The organism is Sphingobium sp. PNB (assembly GCF_019873065.1).
Lineage (GTDB): Bacteria > Pseudomonadota > Alphaproteobacteria > Sphingomonadales > Sphingomonadaceae > Sphingobium > Sphingobium fuliginis.
In genome coordinates, this window is the sequence record NZ_JAINEZ010000003.1 from 56231 (window position 1) to 72586 (window position 16356).

At 65.2% G+C, this 16356-nt stretch carries 19 protein-coding genes; 13 read left to right on the plus strand and 6 right to left on the minus strand.

Annotation, left to right across the window (positions count from 1 at the left end):
• Positions 1-91: 91 nt before the first annotated feature.
• Positions 92-1267 carry a radical SAM family heme chaperone HemW gene (gene hemW, locus K7W03_RS01830; protein ID WP_048575440.1) on the minus strand — a complete coding sequence of 392 codons (1176 nt, stop codon included), beginning with the start codon at positions 1265-1267 and terminating at the stop codon, positions 92-94.
• On the opposite strand from hemW, the gene K7W03_RS01835 reads away from it, so the two are divergent.
• Complete coding sequence (locus K7W03_RS01835) at positions 1266-1901, plus strand: CAP domain-containing protein (RefSeq protein WP_226869625.1); 636 nt, start codon at positions 1266-1268, stop codon at positions 1899-1901. The two genes, hemW and K7W03_RS01835, sit on opposite strands and share 2 nt — an antisense overlap.
• 58 nt (positions 1902-1959) lie before the next feature.
• Here the strand turns inward: K7W03_RS01835 and rnhA are convergent, their stop codons facing one another.
• Genes rnhA through ispH form a run of 3 tightly spaced genes read right to left on the minus strand, consistent with a single transcriptional unit; the run spans position 1960 to position 4332 of the window.
• Positions 1960-2406 (minus strand): ribonuclease HI, encoded by a 447-nt coding sequence (gene rnhA, locus K7W03_RS01840; protein ID WP_222885398.1) that lies wholly within the window; start codon positions 2404-2406, stop codon positions 1960-1962.
• Positions 2403-3380, minus strand: coding sequence for a homoserine kinase (gene thrB, locus K7W03_RS01845; protein WP_222885399.1), 978 nt, complete (start codon positions 3378-3380; stop codon positions 2403-2405). Before thrB ends, rnhA begins: the two co-directional genes overlap by 4 nt.
• Positions 3381-3384: 4 nt before the next feature.
• Positions 3385-4332 (minus strand): 4-hydroxy-3-methylbut-2-enyl diphosphate reductase, encoded by a 948-nt coding sequence (ispH, locus tag K7W03_RS01850; protein ID WP_025546969.1) that lies wholly within the window; start codon positions 4330-4332, stop codon positions 3385-3387.
• A gap of 154 nt (positions 4333-4486) precedes the next feature.
• On the opposite strand from ispH, the gene K7W03_RS01855 reads away from it, so the two are divergent.
• The 9 genes from K7W03_RS01855 (at position 4487) to tatC (ending at position 11871) form a co-directional block, all read left to right on the plus strand.
• Positions 4487-5095 (plus strand): hypothetical protein, encoded by a 609-nt coding sequence (locus tag K7W03_RS01855; RefSeq protein WP_037481428.1) that lies wholly within the window; start codon positions 4487-4489, stop codon positions 5093-5095.
• Between the two features lie 119 nt (positions 5096-5214).
• Complete coding sequence (gene argS / locus K7W03_RS01860; RefSeq protein WP_044660145.1) at positions 5215-6942, plus strand: arginine--tRNA ligase; 1728 nt, start codon at positions 5215-5217, stop codon at positions 6940-6942.
• A 19-nt stretch (positions 6943-6961) separates the two neighbouring features.
• Positions 6962-7678 carry an SPOR domain-containing protein gene (locus K7W03_RS01865; RefSeq protein ID WP_025546963.1) on the plus strand — a complete coding sequence of 239 codons (717 nt, stop codon included), beginning with the start codon at positions 6962-6964 and terminating at the stop codon, positions 7676-7678.
• Between the two features lie 158 nt (positions 7679-7836).
• The gene (nagZ, locus tag K7W03_RS01870; RefSeq protein WP_222885400.1) at positions 7837-8850 is read left to right on the plus strand and encodes a beta-N-acetylhexosaminidase; all 1014 of its coding nucleotides are present in this window, start codon (positions 7837-7839) and stop codon (positions 8848-8850) included.
• Positions 8851-8887: 37 nt separating this feature from the next.
• Entirely contained in the window at positions 8888-9670 is a 783-nt protein-coding gene (locus K7W03_RS01875) for a segregation and condensation protein A (protein ID WP_044660143.1), read from the plus strand.
• Positions 9667-10260, plus strand: coding sequence for an SMC-Scp complex subunit ScpB (gene scpB, locus K7W03_RS01880; protein ID WP_222885401.1), 594 nt, complete (start codon positions 9667-9669; stop codon positions 10258-10260). Before K7W03_RS01875 ends, scpB begins: the two co-directional genes overlap by 4 nt.
• A 130-nt stretch (positions 10261-10390) precedes the next feature.
• Positions 10391-10621, plus strand: coding sequence for a twin-arginine translocase TatA/TatE family subunit (locus tag K7W03_RS01885; protein WP_007685564.1), 231 nt, complete (start codon positions 10391-10393; stop codon positions 10619-10621).
• 30 nt (positions 10622-10651) lie between these two features.
• The gene (gene tatB / locus K7W03_RS01890) at positions 10652-11089 is read left to right on the plus strand and encodes a Sec-independent protein translocase protein TatB (RefSeq protein WP_025546955.1); all 438 of its coding nucleotides are present in this window, start codon (positions 10652-10654) and stop codon (positions 11087-11089) included.
• A complete protein-coding gene (gene tatC / locus K7W03_RS01895) occupies positions 11086-11871 on the plus strand; it encodes a twin-arginine translocase subunit TatC (RefSeq protein WP_025546953.1) in 786 nt (261 codons plus the stop codon). Before tatB ends, tatC begins: the two co-directional genes overlap by 4 nt.
• A 36-nt stretch (positions 11872-11907) precedes the next feature.
• On the opposite strand, the gene K7W03_RS01900 is transcribed toward tatC, so the two are convergent.
• Positions 11908-12036, minus strand: a complete 129-nt coding sequence (locus K7W03_RS01900; protein ID WP_025546951.1) for an entericidin A/B family lipoprotein — start codon at positions 12034-12036, stop codon at positions 11908-11910.
• Positions 12037-12422: 386 nt separating this feature from the next.
• Entirely contained in the window at positions 12423-13391 is a 969-nt protein-coding gene (locus K7W03_RS01905; RefSeq protein WP_222885443.1) for a cell wall hydrolase, read from the minus strand.
• A 174-nt stretch (positions 13392-13565) separates the two neighbouring features.
• Here K7W03_RS01905 and K7W03_RS01910 point away from each other — a divergent pair, with 174 nt between their 5' ends.
• From K7W03_RS01910 to K7W03_RS01920, 3 genes are read left to right on the plus strand one after another with little or no spacing between them, the layout of a single operon-like run.
• Positions 13566-14561 (plus strand): cysteine synthase A, encoded by a 996-nt coding sequence (locus tag K7W03_RS01910; protein ID WP_044662761.1) that lies wholly within the window; start codon positions 13566-13568, stop codon positions 14559-14561.
• Positions 14562-14602: 41 nt separating this feature from the next.
• Complete coding sequence (locus K7W03_RS01915) at positions 14603-14908, plus strand: hypothetical protein (RefSeq protein ID WP_020821203.1); 306 nt, start codon at positions 14603-14605, stop codon at positions 14906-14908.
• A 43-nt stretch (positions 14909-14951) separates the two neighbouring features.
• On the plus strand, positions 14952-16226 hold the full coding sequence (locus K7W03_RS01920; RefSeq protein ID WP_226869626.1) for a hypothetical protein: 1275 nt from the start codon (positions 14952-14954) through the stop codon (positions 16224-16226).
• The last annotated feature ends 130 nt before the right edge of the window (positions 16227-16356 follow it).

Consider the following 16356-nt stretch of genomic DNA (forward strand, 5'->3'; position numbering starts at 1 on the left):
TCTCTCCGCAGGCATAGGCTGCCTGAAGGCTGGATGGATGCTGAAAACGGGTTCAGCATGACGCGTTTGTGGCGGATGCCGCGCCCGTCGTTCAGACCGCCACGATCTCCGGCAGGATGGCGTCGAGCAGCAGCATCCCGGCAGGCTCGATGCGGAGCCGCTGACCCTCTCGCCGCACGAGCCCATGGTCGGCCAGCCGCGCCACCGCCTCGGCATCCACCAGAGCCTCGACCGCCATCCTCGACATCCGCGCAATCCTCTCCAGCTCTACCCCTTCGCCCAGCCGCAGCCCCATCAGCAGCGCTTCCCTGGCCCTGTCGTGCCCATCGAGCGGGTCTTCGCTTTGCAGGCCATGGCCATTGCGCGCGACGGCGTTCATCCAGTTTTCCGGTTTCCTGTGCCGCAGCGTCGCCAGCCCATCGCGCCGGCCATGGGCGCCGGGGCCTATGCCGACATAGTCGCCATAGCGCCAATAGGTAAGGTTATGCCGGCTTTCCTGCCCCGGCCGGGCGTGGTTGCTGATCTCATAGGCGGGAATGCCGGCGGCGGCGGTCATCGCCTGCGTCCGTTCGTAAAGGTCGGCGGCATGGTCCGGATCGGCTGGATTCAACTCGCCCCGCGCCACCAGCGTCGCAAAGCGGGTGCCCGGTTCGATGGTGAGCTGATAGAGCGAGAGATGATCGGTGCCGAAGGACAGTCCGCGCGCCAGTTCGCTTTCCCAATCCGCCAGACTCTGGCCGGGACGGGCATAGATCAGGTCGAAATTCACCCGGCCGAACACCGATTGCGCCACGTCTAGCGCGGCCAGCCCTTCCCGCACGTCATGGGCGCGGCCGAGGAAATGCAGCGCCTCATCCTCCAGCGCCTGAAGGCCCAGAGACACACGGTTCACCCCGGCGGCCGCCAGGTCCGCGAAGCGGGCGGCCTCGACCGAACTGGGATTGGCCTCCAGCGTGATCTCGATGTCGCTCGTCGGTCGCCAATGGCGCGTGGCCGCGTCGATCAGCGCCTCCACGATGTCGGGCGGCATCAGCGACGGCGTGCCCCCGCCGAAGAAGATCGAGGAGAGCGGCCGGCCGCCGCTCAGCGCCGCTTCATGGGCAAGGTCGCTCAGCAGCGCCGCGCGCCAGGCATCGCTGTCGATCTCGGCCCGGACATGACTGTTAAAATCGCAATAAGGACATTTGGAAACGCAAAATGGCCAATGCACATATAAAGCCAGGGGCTCATCGGGCGCGGCAGCGGGGATAAAGGGGTCGGGCGACATGAATGGGGGCCTTCTTAAACGGCTTTGGCCTGCGCGGCTAGCGCTGCTCGGCCTGTTGGCGGCAGCGCCGGAGCATGGCGGCGCGGAGCCGTCGCCCGGGGCGCGGCAATTGCCTCCGGCCAGGCCCGCTTCCTATTATGGTCTTGAGGAAGCGGATCGGGACGAGGGTCTGATGCGCGACGTCGTGCTGGGCATGCACAATGAGGAACGGGAATCGCTGGGGCTTTCGCCCTTGGCCTGGGATAGCGCCCTGGCCGCCGATGCGGCCCGCTATGCCCGGCAGATGGCGCAGACCAACATCTTCCGCCATTCCGCCCGCGCCAGCCGCGCCGTTCCCAGCGGCGAGAATCTCTGGATGGGATCGCGCGGCCTCTATGATTATCAGCTGATGGTGGGCTCCTTCATCGATGAGAAGCGGCTGTTCCGGCGGAGCGGCAAGCTGCCCGACCTCAGCGTCACCGGCCGATGGGAAGATGTCGGCCATTATACCCAGATCATCTGGCGCGGCACCCGCAAGGTCGGCTGCGCCCTGGCGGAGGGGCAGAGCTACGACTATCTCGTCTGCCGCTATTATCCGGCGGGCAATATATTCGGCCGCAACCCCCTGGATGGGGAGGATGGCGTCCAATCCTGACGGGATGGAGCCAGTCGAGGGGCCCCAGCGCCGCCGATCGCCGGCTGGGTCAACCCATCTACTTGCGGAATTGCTCCGCCGCCGCGCAGGCGAGTTGATCGGCCCGCTCATTTTCGGGGTGGCCGGCATGGCCTTTCACCCATTGCCACGTCACCTTGTGGCGGGCCGCGGCCCTGACCAGCTCCTGCCAGAGTTCCGCATTCTTCACCGGCTTCCTGTCGGCCGTCTTCCATCCATTCTTCTGCCAGCCGAACACCCATTTGGTGATGCCGTCCATCACATATTTGCTGTCGGTATAGAGCGTCACCTGGCATGGGCGCTTCAACGTCTCCAACGCCTGCATGGCCGCCATCATCTCCATGCGATTGTTGGTCGTCTGCGCTTCACCGCCGGAGATCTCCTTCTCCGTCTCGCCAAAGCGCAGCACGGCGCCCCAGCCGCCGGGGCCGGGATTGCCCTTGCACGCGCCGTCGGTGAAGATCTCGACCTGGGGAAGGGGGCTCATGCGCCGAGCAGCATGGCCGGATCGGCAGCGGCGTAGAATTCCAAGCGGCGCAGATAGGCCAGCGGGTCCTTGCGCGTCACCAGCGCATCGGCGGGCGTATTGATCCAGTCATAGGCGCGCGTCAGCAGGAAGCGGAGCGCCGCACCCCGGCAGAGGACGGGAAAGGCGGCCCGTTCGGCTTCGGTCAGGCCGTGCGTTTCCCGATAGCCGGCACCCAGCGCCGCCGCCCGATCGCCGTGCCATGTCGCGCCGTCATTGCTGAACACCCAGGCGCTGTGGGTGACGGCCAGATCATAGGCGCGGATGTCGGTGCAACTGAAATAGAAGTCGATGAGGCCCGTCACCCGATCGCCCAGCATCAGCACATTGTCCGGGAAGAGGTCGGCATGGATCACGGAGCGAGGCAGCTCGGCGGGCCAGTGGGCGTCGAGGAAAGCGAGTTCCTCCGCCACGCGGGCCTTGAGGCCCGGCGCGATCCGGTCGAAGTCCGCGCCGCATCTGGCGGCCAGATCATGCCAGCCGGGGAGATCGAGGGCATTGCGGCGCGTGCCGGCAAAGCCCTCCGCCGCCCGGTGCATCGCGCCCAGCGCCGCGCCCGCGGCCCGGGCCTGGCCCGCGGTCGGTTCGGTCACGGAGATGCCGGTCAGGAATTCGATCAGGCAGGCGGGGCGACCGGCAAGCTGTTGAAGCCGCCCGCCTTCCCGGTCCGCGATGAAACGGGGGACGAGGCAACCGCGTGCGCCCAGATGGTCGAGCAGGTCCATGAAGAAGGGCAGGTCCGCCTCATTCACCCGCTTTTCGTAGAGGGTGAGGATATAGCGATGACCATTGCCGTCCGGGCCGGTGGTCTCCAGCAGATAATTGCTGTTCTCCACTCCCTCCGCAATGCCCTTGGCGGAAATGAGGCGTCCGGCGTCGTAGCGGGTGAGGAAAGCGTCGATCTCTTCGGCGGGAACCTGGGTATAGACGGCCATGGAGTTACGCGGCCTCCAGTCCGCGGGGGAGTTTGAACGCAATGCTTTCCCGCGCGGTTTCGACCTGTTCCTCGGCCACGGAAAATCTTTCGCCGATCCGGTCCACCACTTCCCGCACCAGCACTTCGGGGGCGGATGCGCCGGCGGTAAGGCCCAGCGTGTTCACGCCCTTCAGCCAGGCGAAGTCGATCTCGTCCGCGCGCTGGATCAGGCGAGCGGGCGTGCCTTCGCGCTCCGCAACCTCGACCAGCCGCAGCGAGTTGGAGCTGTTGGGCGCGCCGATCACATAGACGGCGTCGCACCGGGCGGCGATGGCCTTCACCGCCGCCTGCCGGTTGGAGGTGGCGTAGCAGATATCCTCCCCCTTGGGCGCATGAATGGTGGGGAAGCGGCGCTGGAGCGTGGCGACGATCGCGGCAGTGTCGTCGACGGACAGCGTCGTCTGCGTCAGGAAGGCGAGATTGTCGGGATCGGCGGGGGTAAAGGCCTCTGCGTCCTCCACCGTTTCGACAAGGGTCATATGCCCCGCCTCGACCTGACCGAAGGTGCCGATCACCTCCGGATGGCCCTTATGGCCGATGAAGAGGATATGGCGCCCCGCTTCCACCTGCCGTTCGGCCTGGCGGTGGACCTTGCTGACCAGCGGGCAGGTGGCGTCCAGATAGTCGAGCCCGCGCTCCTCCGCCTTGGCCGGGACCGTCTTGGGAACGCCGTGGGCGGAAAAGACCACGGGCAAGCCGTCGGGAACCTGGTCCAGTTCCTCGACGAAGATCGCGCCCTTCGCCTTCAGTCCGTCGACCACATATTTGTTGTGGACGATCTCGTGCCGGACATAGACAGGCGCGCCATATTTCTCGATCGCCCTTTCGACGATGACGATGGCGCGGTCGACACCGGCGCAAAAGCCGCGCGGGGCGGCGATCAGCAGCTTCATGGGCGGAAGATCGGTCATGCCTGCCGCTTAGGCCAATGTGGCTTTGGAGGAAAGCCGCTTCCTTGCCGCGCTGTGCAGTTTGAGTTGCGTGGGGGACGGGCTATGGATAAGAAGCCCAACGCCTGTTCCCAAGGGATTGCCTGTGACCTTTTCTCGATTTGCGCTGACCGGAATGATCGCCATGGCCCTTGCGGGCTGTTCCCAGCGGGGCGAAATCGATCCCACCGGCGGCATCGTGGCCGTGCGATCGGCCTGTCCCGTCGCGGCGATCCCGGCGCAGACCGGCGACGTCACCCTGTTCAATCCGGCGGGCAGCACGGATGCCCGTGCGATCGACGTGGTGGCGGAGATCACCAACCTGCGCTCCACCTGCTCGGAAGGGGACCAGCTTTACACGGAGGCGACCTTCACCGTGAACGCCCGCCGCAGCGATGCGGGCGCGGCGCGGCAGGTGACGCTGCCTTATTATTCCGCTGTGGTGCGGGGCGGCAACGCCGTCGTCGCCAAGCGTGTTGGCCAGGTGGTGCTCGACTTTCCGGCGGGGCAATATCGCGCCACCACGACCGCCAAGGCCGGCTCCTATGTGAACAGGGCCGCCGCGACGCTGCCGGCCGACATCCAGCGCAAGATCACGGAGAAGCGCAAGGCGGGGGATGCCGACGCGGCGATCGACCCCTTCGCGCAGCCGGACGTCAAGGCGGCCTTGCAGCGAACCAGCTTCGAGCTGCTCGTGGGTTTCAACCTGACCCAGGATCAGCTCCGTTACAACGCGACCCGCTAAGCTTAGCTCAGTTCATTTCCCCGTTCGGGCCGAGCTTGTCGAAGCCCTTGTTTCTTGAAGAAAAAGGGCGACCCTTCGACAGGCTCAGGGTGAACGGGTCCTGGTAGAAAGTTCGCCCAGTGTCTCTTTACAACCGCTTCACCGCCCATCTCGATGCCGTGCTCGACGCGCTGGAGGCTGACGGCACGCTGCCCGCCGGCCTCAACCGCAAGCCGGTGACGGTCGAACCGCCGCGCGATCCAGGCCATGGCGATCTTGCCACCAACGCCGCCATGGTGCTGGCCAAGCCCGCCGGCAGCAATCCGCGCGCGCTGGCGGAGAAGATCGTCGCGGGCCTGGAAAGGCTGGACGAGGTAGAGAGCGCATCGATTGCCGGCCCAGGCTTCATCAACCTGAAGCTGACCGACGCCACCTGGCGGGCGGAACTCGCCGCGATCCATGCGGAGGCGGAGGAATATGGCCGCTCCTCGACGGGCGAGGGCGTGACGGTCAACGTCGAATATGTCTCCGCCAATCCGACCGGCCCCATGCATATGGGCCATTGCCGGGGCGCGGTTGTGGGCGACGCGCTCGCCACGCTGCTGGAGCATGTCGGGCACAAGGTGATCCGCGAATATTATATCAACGATGCCGGCGGGCAGGTGGACGTGCTCGCCCGGTCGGCGCATGTGCGCTATCGCGAGGCATTGGGCGAGGCGGTAGGAGAGATTCCCGAGGGTCTTTATCCCGGCGATTATCTGGTGCCGGTGGGGCAGGCTCTGGCCGCCGAATATGGCGACAAATATGTCGGTGCGCCGGAGAGCGAATGGCTGGTGCCGTTCCGCACCAGAGCGGTCGCGGCGATGATGGAGATGATCCGCAGCGATCTGGCGCTGCTGGGCATCCATCATGACATATTCTCTTCCGAGGCCGAGTTGCAGGCGGCAGGCAAGCCCGAAGCGGCCGAAAAATGGCTGCGCGCGCACGACCTCGTCTATGACGGCGTGCTGGAAGCGCCCAAGGGCGAGACGCCGGAGGATTGGGAGCCGGTCGAACTGCCGCTGTTCCGCTCGACGAAATTCGGAGACGACCAGGACCGGCCGATCAGGAAGTCGAACGGAAGCTGGACCTATTTCGGCGCCGACATGGCCTATCATTTCCAGAAGGCGCAGACGGCCGACCAGTTGATCGACATCTGGGGCGCGGACCATGGCGGCACGGTGAAGCGCATCCAGGCCGCCGTCGCCGCGCTGACGGAGGGCAAGGCGCGGTTCGACGTCAAGCTGATCCAGATGGTCCGCCTGCTGCGCGACGGGGAGCCGGTGAAGATGTCCAAGCGCGCCGGCAATTTCGTGACGCTGGCCGATGTGGTTCGCGAAGTGGGCAAGGATGTGGTCCGCTTCACCATGCTGACGCGCAAGGCCGACGCGCAGATGGACTTCGACTTCGCCAAGGTGGTGGAGGCGTCGAAGGACAATCCGGTCTTCTATGTGCAATATGCCCATGCCCGCATTTCCTCGCTCGGACGGCGGGCGGAGGAGGCGGGGATCGACCTGCCCGCGCCCGACCTGTCCCGCCTTGGGACGGAGGAGTTGGGGCTGGTGAAGCTCGCCGCGCAGTTCCCGCGTGTGGTGGAGGGGGCGGCTTCGGCCCGTGAACCGCATCGCATTGCCTTCTATCTCAATGACTTGGCTTCGGCCTTCCATAGCTGGTGGAATCTGGGCAACGACAATCCGCGGGCGCGGGTCATCCTGACGGACGACCCGGCCACCACTTCCGCGCGGCTTTTCTTGAGCCGGGGAATCGGGCAGATCATCCGCAACGGGTTGGCGCTGATGGGCGTTGCGGCCCTGAACGAGATGCAATGACCGGCGGAGTTTGATCGAGATGGGCGATTATGCGCGGGGAAGGCTGGACCTGGACGATGAGGAGCGTCTGCCCTGGCTGGAACCCGCCATCGAGGATGAGGAGGAACCGGGGCTGTCGCCGCTGCGGCTGCTGGGCTTCATTCTCTTTGGCCTGGTCCTGATCGGCGCGGTCGTCGCGGGGGTCTGGCTGATCCAGAACCGGACGGGCGGCGCCGGGGGCGAGGGTAAGCTGATCGCCGCGCCTGCCGGCGACTATAAGATTCCGGCCAAGGAAGCCGACGCCAAGAAGTTCGATGGTGAGGGCGATGCCAGCTATGCCGCGAGCGAGGGCGTGGCGCGTGACGGGCGAATCGATCCGACCCGCGTGCCGGAGGCGCCGATCACGCCGACCGGGACAGCGGATAATGCGCGACCTGCGGTGCAGGGCAAGCCGTCGCAGAGCGTCACGGCGCGCGTGGCGGACGAGACCAGCGCGAGGCCGGCGACGGCGGCGGCCCGGCCGGCGGGCGGCGGCATGATCCAGCTTGGCGCCTATGGCAACCAGGCCTTCGCCAAGGATGCGTGGAAGCGGCTGTCCAAGCGCTTCACCTATCTGGAGCCGTTGCCCATGTCGATCGAGCAGGCCGAGGTGGGCGGCAGCACCGTATATCGCCTGCGCGCGGCGGCGGGCGGGCAGGCGAGTACGCTCTGCGGCAAGCTCAAGGTCGCGGGCGAAAGCTGCATGGTGGTGAATTAGGGGAATGGCCGTCCTGAAACATTCCTCCTCCCGCAGGCGGGAGGGGGAATGTCTTGGACCCGCCCATTTATGTCCCTCGGCCAAATCCCACCGATCCTGCGGCAAGGCCGGAACAACCCCTTCGACAGAGCCGCTTTCAGCCGCTACCATCGCTCCGCATGAAACCCGTTATCTTCGGCCTTTCCGGCGAGACACTGACTTCCGATGAACGCGCCTTCTTCGCGGAGGCCGATCCGGCGGGTTACATCCTCTTCCGCCGCAATATCGTGGATCGGGGGCAACTTCGCGCATTGACCGACGATCTGCGCGCGTTGCATGGCCGGGCCGATCTGCTCATCATGATCGATCAGGAAGGCGGCCGGGTCGCGCGGATGCAGGCGCCGGTCTGGCCCAGCTTTCCTCCTGGCGCGGTGTTCGACAAGCTCTACGAAATCGCTCCGTCCAGCGCCATCGCGGCGGCCCATGCCAATGCGCGGGCCATTGCCACCACATTGGCGGAAGTCGGCATTACCGTCGATGCGCTGCCGTTGCTCGACGTGCGGCAGGAAGGGGCAAGCGACATCATGGGCGACCGCACCCTCGGCGCGGAGCCGATGCGGGTCGCCGCGCTGGGGCGGGCGGTGATCGAGGGGCTGGCCGATGGCGGCGTGGTCGGCATCGTCAAGCATATGCCCGGGCATGGCCGGGCGATGGTCGACAGCCATCATGAACTGCCCATCGTCACCGCCGACGAGGATGCCCTGGCGATCGATCTGGCGCCGTTCCAGGCGTTGAAGGATGCGCCCATGGGGATGACGGCGCATGTCGTCTATATGGCCTGGGACCCTGACCTGCCGGCCAGCCTCTCCCGTTCCGTGATCGACACGATCATCCGTGGGCGGATCGGCTTCGCCGGGCTGCTGATGTCCGACGATCTGGACATGAAGGCGTTGAAGGGCAGCATCCCGGAACTGGCGGCGGCAACGGTGGCGGCAGGCTGCGATCTGGCGCTCAATTGCTGGGGGCGGATGGACGATATGGTCGGCATTGCCGGCCTGCTGCCGGACATCGGGACCGAGGCGAAGGCAAGGCTGGACCGGGCGATGGCGTCGAGCGGCGCACCGCCCGGGGGACCGCCGCTGGAGGAACTGCTCGCCACCCGCGACGCCTTGCTGGCGATGGTGCCGGCGTGAGGCGGGGCGCCGATTGCCGGAAAGCGCCCTGCTAGCGATGGACGACCTCTTCGCCCCTGCCGCCGCGGCCCGGCCCGACATGCTGACCGTCAGTTTCGAAAGCTGGGAGGGGCCGCTCGACCTGTTGCTGGCGCTGGCGCGGACGCAGAAGGTCGACCTGCGCGAAATCTCCATCCTCGCGCTGGTCGAACAATATCTCGCCTATATAGAGGGCGCGCGGAAGCTGAAGCTGGAGCTGGCGGCCGACTATCTGGTGATGGCGGCGTGGCTGGCCTATCTCAAATCCTCGCTGCTGCTGCCGAGGGAGGCGCAGCCCGAACCCAGCCCCGAGGAACTGGCGCTGCGTCTGCAATTGCGGCTCCAGCGGCTTCAGGCGATGCGGGAGGCGGGCGCCCGGCTGATGGCGCGCGACCGCATCGGCCGCGACGTTTTCGTCCGCGAAAGGCCCGAAGGCCTGCGCCTCGTCCGCAAGGCGAAATGGGCGGCCAGCCTGTTCGACCTGATCCAGTCCTACGGCCAGGTCCGTGCGCGGACGCAGCCGGTGGTGCATATGGTCGCGGTGCGGCCGGTCATGACCCTGGACGAGGCGATACAGCGCGTCGGCACGCTGGTGGGGGCGGCGATCGACTGGACCGCGCTTGAAGCCTTCCTGCCGAGCGGGCAGGATGGGCCGATGGCACGATCGGCATTGGCCAGCAGTTTCGTCGCCGCGCTGGAACTGGCGCGGCAGGGGCGGCTGGAAATCCAGCAGGACGGGATTTTCGAACCCATTTTCCTGCGGGCCGCCGTGCCGGAACCGAATGCGGGGCGCCTATTGTGATCGAGGAACAGGACGATTTCCTTCGTGCGGTGGAGGCCGTGCTGTTCGTATCGGAACAGCCGCTGACCCTTGGCGAAATCAAGCTGCATGTGGGGGAGGCGGGCGATCTTGCCGCCGCGCTGGCGACGATCAGCGGTCATTATGCGGGGCGCGGCGTCAATCTGGTCGAGCGGGGCGGGCGCTGGCACTTTCAGACGGCGGCCGACCTTTCCCATATCCTTCGCCGGGAGAAGGACGAAACGCGCAAGCTGTCGCGCGCCGCCATGGAGACGCTGGCGATCATCGCCTATCATGAACCCGTCAGCCGGGCCGAGATAGAGGCCATTCGCGGCGTCCAGGTGGCGAAAGGCACGCTGGACGTGCTGATGGAGGCGGGCTGGGTCAGGCCCGCCGGGCGGCGGGAGGTGCCGGGAAGGCCGCTGATCTACACCACCACGGTAGAATTTCTGTCACATTTCGGCCTTAGCAGCCGCAGGGACCTGCCGGGTATCGACGACTTGCGGGCCGCCGGCCTGCTCGATCCCGTCGATTTGGCGCTTGAGGGTCTGGGCGCCCAATCCGTTGTGGAAAATGACGAGGAAGACGCCTAGATCATGCTTCGGCCCCTGTCGGGCCGAAACATGATCTGCGGGTTTGTTCGCCGTGATTTCCGGGCCGTGAAATATTTCCATTTCACGCGAAATCACTCTAGATAAGACGCAGTTTCAGGAGTGTGTTCAAATGGGTTCCTTTTCGCTGATGCACTGGGTCATCGTTCTCCTGGTGGTCATGCTGCTGTTCGGCGGCGGCCGCATCTCCGGGTTGATGGGCGACGTCGCCAAGGGCATCAAGAGCTTCAAGAAGGGCATGGAGGACGACGACGTGCCCACCAAGCCCGCCACGCGCATCGAGGGCCATCGCGTGCCCGAACAGGACGCGCCCACCGCGACGGAAGAAAAGACCAAGGCCTGATTTTTCCTTCGGCCGGGGCGGTAGGCACGCATGTTTGGTATCGATTCGTCTGAACTTCTGGTGATCGTCATCATCGCGGTGATCGTCATCGGCCCGAAGGACCTGCCGCGCGCGCTCTACAAGGTGGGGCAGATCGTGGGCAAGGCGCAGTCCATGGCGCGCCATTTCCGCACCGGCATCGATGCGATGGTCCGCGAGGTGGAGCTGGAGGAACTGGAGAAGAAATGGGCCGCGCAGAACAAGCGGATCATGGAAGAGCATCCGCCGGAGACGCTTGCGCCTGAAACCGCCGGTGAAACCGGAGCCTTGCCAGCACCCGCCGCCGCAGCGGCAGCCGGAGAGGTGCCGCCCTTCGTCGCTGAATCGGCCCCGGCGAGCGAAGCGCCCCCCTATGTCGCCCCGCCAGCGACGGACGGACCGCCCTATGTGGCGCAGGAACCGGTGCGGAAGGACGACGCGGCGGCATGAAGGACATCGACGACAGCAAGGCGCCTTTGCTCGACCATCTGATCGAACTGCGCGGACGGCTGCTCAAATGCGTCTATGCGCTGTTCATAACGGGCGCGATCTGTTTCTATTTCTCCGAGCAGTTGTTCGCGATCCTGGTCCATCCGCTGAAGGAAGCCTTTGGCGACGATGGCGGGCGGCTGGTCTACACCAAGCTGTATGAAGCCTTTTTCGTTCAGGTGAAGATCGCGGTCTTCGGCGCTTTCTGCCTGTCCTTTCCGATCATCGCGAACCAGCTCTGGGCCTTTGTCGCGCCGGGGCTCTATGCGAAGGAAAAGAAGGCGCTGCTACCGTTCCTCATCGCCACGCCCTTCCTCTTCGCCATGGGCGCATCGCTGGCCTATTTCGTGGTGATGCCCACGGCCTTCCACTTCTTCCTGGAATTTCAGGGCAACAGCAGCGGCCTGCAGGTGGAGGCGTTGCCGAGCGCGGACAGTTATCTGGGGCTGGTGATGCAGTTCATCCTCGCCTTCGGCATCAGCTTCCTGATGCCGGTGCTGCTGATGCTGCTCAACCGCGCTGGTTTTGTGAGCCGGGCGCAGTTGATTGGCCTGCGCCGCTACATGATCGTGGCCGCCTTCGTGCTGGCGGCGGTGCTGACGCCGCCGGACGTGGTCTCGCAGCTCATGCTGGCGATTCCGCTGCTGGCGCTTTATGAAATCACCATCGTCGCCATCTGGTTCACCGACCGGAAGCAGGCCAAGGATCTGGCCACCAGCGAAGCGGCTGACGCTGCGGGTTGAAAAAAGGCTCGCTGTGAAGCGAGCCTTTCCATCGGATCAGTTGGCGGCGTTTTCGACCGCCTGGCCGGCGCTTTGCACATCCTTGCCGGCGCCTTCGACCGTGTTGCAGGCCGCGACCATCAACGAACCGGTCAATAGAAGGGCGGCCAATATCTTCCTGGTCATCATCGTCTCCTTTTCAGAGCCTTGTCCTGCATAGCTGGCAGGAAATGCTTCAACCGGGCGTCATGCCGGTGACCAGTGAACAACCCGCTGCCCGGAAAAGCGTTCCGAGAGCGAAAATATCTCTGATTTCCGGGGGGTTGGCTAAAAAATTCTGAGCCCGGAACGCGTCGGGGGGGGGAGATGCGTTCCGGGCTCATGTTTTTTTGGATAGCAAGAGCGGGGGGCAAAAGATTTGCTATCCGCAGTGCAGAACCCATGAAGGAAGGATTAGGTTCCCCAAGTCCAAAAAAATGATGAGAAATTTATTTCGTTATTTTTCAACGGTTTGATTGGTTTCTGAAACGGTAACCATAAAATAATCGGCATTTTTCCGCAAAAAAAGCTCGTCAGATCAGCGGCCGGCCGCTGTTGCGATATTCGGGGCGAACCGTCGATTGGGGAAGGCCCGGCGCATCGGGATACAGAGGGACAAAAGGCCCGGTAACGGGCGCGGCCGGCGAGGGGGATGCCGTGACGGGTTCCGCCACCATGGGATCGAACATCGGGGACTTCGCGGTCAATGCCAGCCGGGCAGGCCCCGACTGTGTTTCGCGCCCCGAATAAGCCATGCGGAAAGCGGCGGCCGTGCCACCGGCGCCGGGCGGGCGGTAGAAGATATGCGCGCCGATCACGGCAACCGGCCGCATCGCGCCGGCCCATTCGGGTCGCACCGCCAGCGTATGATAATAGGTGGCAAGGCCGACAGGCCGATAGACCATGCCGGAAAGCGCCTGAGCGGCGATGCGGCGGGCGCGCGCCCATCCGTCCGCGCTCGCGCCGCGCGTCATGGAGCCGTCGCAGCTAAAGGTGAACTGGCAGCGATAGTCGGTGCGTTCCGACCCCTGGTAGATGACGCCGCACACGCTCTTGGGCCAGGCGGGGTTGCGGACGCGGTTCAGCACCACCTGCGCCACGGCGCGTTGCCCGTCCTCCGGCTCGCTCCCCGCCTCATAATAGACGGCGGATGTCAGGCAGTTGAGCGCCCGATAGCTGTCGAGCGCGGTCAGGCCCCGGAAAGCCATGGCGGGAGCAGCCTGCACGGCATCAAGCCCAAGTACATGCTCGCTTCGCAGCGTTGCGGCGCCGGGCGCGGGATCGAAGGCGCCCTGCGCGAAGAAGAAGGCGGATCCGGGGAAATTCTCACCGGGCTTCTCCGCGGGATCATCCTGCGCATGGTTGGCGGCCAGCAGGTCAAGCGGTGCCGCAGTGATCAGGCGCGGCGCAGCGAGGGCGAGCAGCGCCAGCGCGGCGACGACGCCGTGCCTCACCCCTGTCCGCTGGCCCTTCAAAGCCCCTTTTCCCCCGAAAATCCGCATGTTGGCGCTTATCATAGGGGAAAAGCCTCGCCAGTTCCCCTGCGGAATCCGGCCTGTCCCGCTCTGAGACGGTGGAGGATGCAAAGCTTAACGAGTCCAGCGACAATCCCGACTTTCGCGCGGCCATCAATCCGTTGCTTGGCAAGCGCGTATCTGGTCCGCTATGCGGAAGCCATGCTGGTTCAGAAAGATAGTCTCGCCCTGATTGGCAACACGCCGTTGGTGCGCCTTGCCGGCCCTTCGGAAGAGACGGGTTGCGACATTTACGCCAAATGCGAATTCGCCAATCCCGGCGCTTCGGTAAAGGATCGCGCGGCGCTGTTCATCGTCAACGATGCGGAGGAAAAGGGGCTGTTGAAGCCCGGCGGCACCATCGTCGAGGGGACGGCGGGAAATACCGGCATCGGGCTGGCGCTGGTCGCCAACGCCAAGGGCTATCGGACGATCATCGTCATGCCCGAGACGCAGAGCCGCGAGAAGATGGACACGCTGCGCGCGCTGGGCGCAGAGCTGGTGACGGTGCCGGCGGCGCCCTATTCCAACCCCGGCCATTTCGTCCACACCTCCCGCCGCCTGGCGGAAGAGACGGAAGGTGCGATCTGGGCCAACCAGTTCGACAATATCGCCAACCGCAAGGCGCATATCATCGGCACGGCCGAGGAGATCTGGACCCAGATGGACGGGCAGATCGACGGTTTCACCTGCGCGGCGGGTACGGGCGGGACGATCGCGGGCGTCGGGCTGGGCCTGAAGGCGCATGACGAGAATATCACCATCGCGCTCAGCGATCCGCATGGCGCGGCGCTTTACAATTATTATGCCCATGGCGAGCTGAAGGCGGAGGGGTCTTCGGTGGCCGAGGGCATCGGGCAGGGACGCATCACCGCCAATCTGGAGGGCGCGCCGATCGATACCCAGTTCCGCATTTCCGATGAGGAAGGGCTGCTCTGGGTACGGCGTCTGCTGGCCGAGGAAGGGCTGTGCCTGGGCCTGTCGTCGGGCATCAATGTCGCGGGCGCGGTGGCGCTGGCGAAGCGTCTTGGGCCCGGCAAGCGGATCGTCACGATCCTGTGCGATACCGGATTCCGTTATCTTTCAACGCTTTATAATCGCGAATGGCTGGAATTGAAGGGCTTGACTGTCTTCCCCTGGCTCGCGCAAACTCGTTGACCGCCGACACAGGTCGCGGCGGCGATAAAAAAGAGCGCTTCATGGCTGAAACACCCCGCCAACAGGAAGGGTTGCAGCGTGTCCAGATTGGCCTCACCGGGCTGGCGGGCGTGGTGTTGCTCGTGGGTCTGGCGAATATCGTGATCGACAAGGCGCGGATAGACGATCCGGCGGTGCCGCCGCCGACCGTGCCTACGCTGGACGTGAATGCGGTATCGCCCAAGGAGCCGCTGGCGGAACTGGGCGTGCAGCCCGCGCCGGAGCAGGCGCCGATCGTACCGGACCTGCAACCCGACCCCAATCTCAAGAAACCCATGGATCGCGAGATTCCGCCGGCTTCGCGCTGATGCTGGCGGGTTCGGCTTGAAGGCTGCGCTTCGGACATTTGTGATGCTGGCTCTGCCCGGGCTCCTGGTGCTGCTCGGCGGGTTGCCCGCGCTGCTGCGGACCGGGCAGGTCGATCCTCGGGGCTGGATGGTTCCGGCGCTGCTGTCGATCCCGATGGCCGCTGTGCTGAAGGCGCGGCGGGGGGACTGGGCGGCGTGGTGGGCCGGGCTGGGAACGGTTGGGACGGTGCTGTCCTGCGCGTTTCTGGCGGCTTGGCGCGTGCCGGCTTTGCTGCCCGTGCTTTGGTTGCTTGCGGTGGTGCTGGCGGCCACGTTTGCGGGATTGATGTTCCGTGTTCCCACCAACGCGCTCGAGAGAGACGAATGGCTCGCGACCGCCCGGTCCAAATGGCGGGACTGGGTTCCTGCCTTCGCAGGAACAGGGCGGATTGCTGCGATGGGCCTGGCCTTGCTGGCTCTCGCGGCGTGCTGGCTGGCTCAGGAGCCGGCTGTTCAGCGCGCGCCTCATCCTGCCAAATTGTCCGTCATCACCGGACTGCCGCTATTCTGGCGCGATGGCGCCCAGGTGGATGCGCCCATCGTCACCGTCCTCCGCCAGCGATTCGATCTGAGCCCCCTCGATTCGCCGCTCGCTCTGGAAAACAGCCCTGCCAAGACGCTTCTCCTGGCCCAGCCGCGGGCTTTTTCGATGGATGAACTGGTCGCGTTGAACGGATGGATCGGCCGGGGCGGCAAGGCGCTGGTCCTGGCCGATCCGGAACTGCGTTGGCCGATGGACCTGCCGTTGGGCGACCGGCGGCGACCGCCGGCCGTCACCTTGCTCGCGGCGATGATCGAATATTGGGGCGTCAGGCTGACGCCCCCCAGCGCGGGCGAAAAGCGTCATTTTCTGGGCGATGGGCGGGTGTTGACCGTCTATTCCGCCTCCGGTTTCGAGGATGCGGGGCCGAAGTGCCGCATCGTGGGGCGGGGGTTGGTGGCGCGCTGCATGGTGGGGAAGGGCAGCGCAACCATCGTCGCGGATGCCGATCTGATCGACGACAGGCTCTGGCTCGCGGATGCCGCCGCGTCGTTGGAGCCCGGACAATGGACCGCCGATACCCCGCAGTTCGTGGCGGAAGCTTTGGGCGCCACGCTTCCGGCAGGGCGGCGCTGGGTCCGGTCGGGTGACGCGCTGGTCAACGCCGTTCGCTGGGCGGTCCTCGTCGGGATTTTCTGGGCGGCCTTGGGAACCGTGTTTTTCCGGCGGCGCGGGGCGGCTCCCTTGGACCTTTCTTCGCCACGTCCTGCCCGGCCAACGCCATTTAAAGAGGGTTAATTACCAGAACAAAACAGGATTTCCCGGCTTTTCCCAAAATATCCCTTTTCTTGCACCCCGTGGCTTGGTATTTGAAAGCCATAGGGGTTTGTCAGGCTTTGCTAGTCCTGTGAGCCGGTTCGTCTCTGCG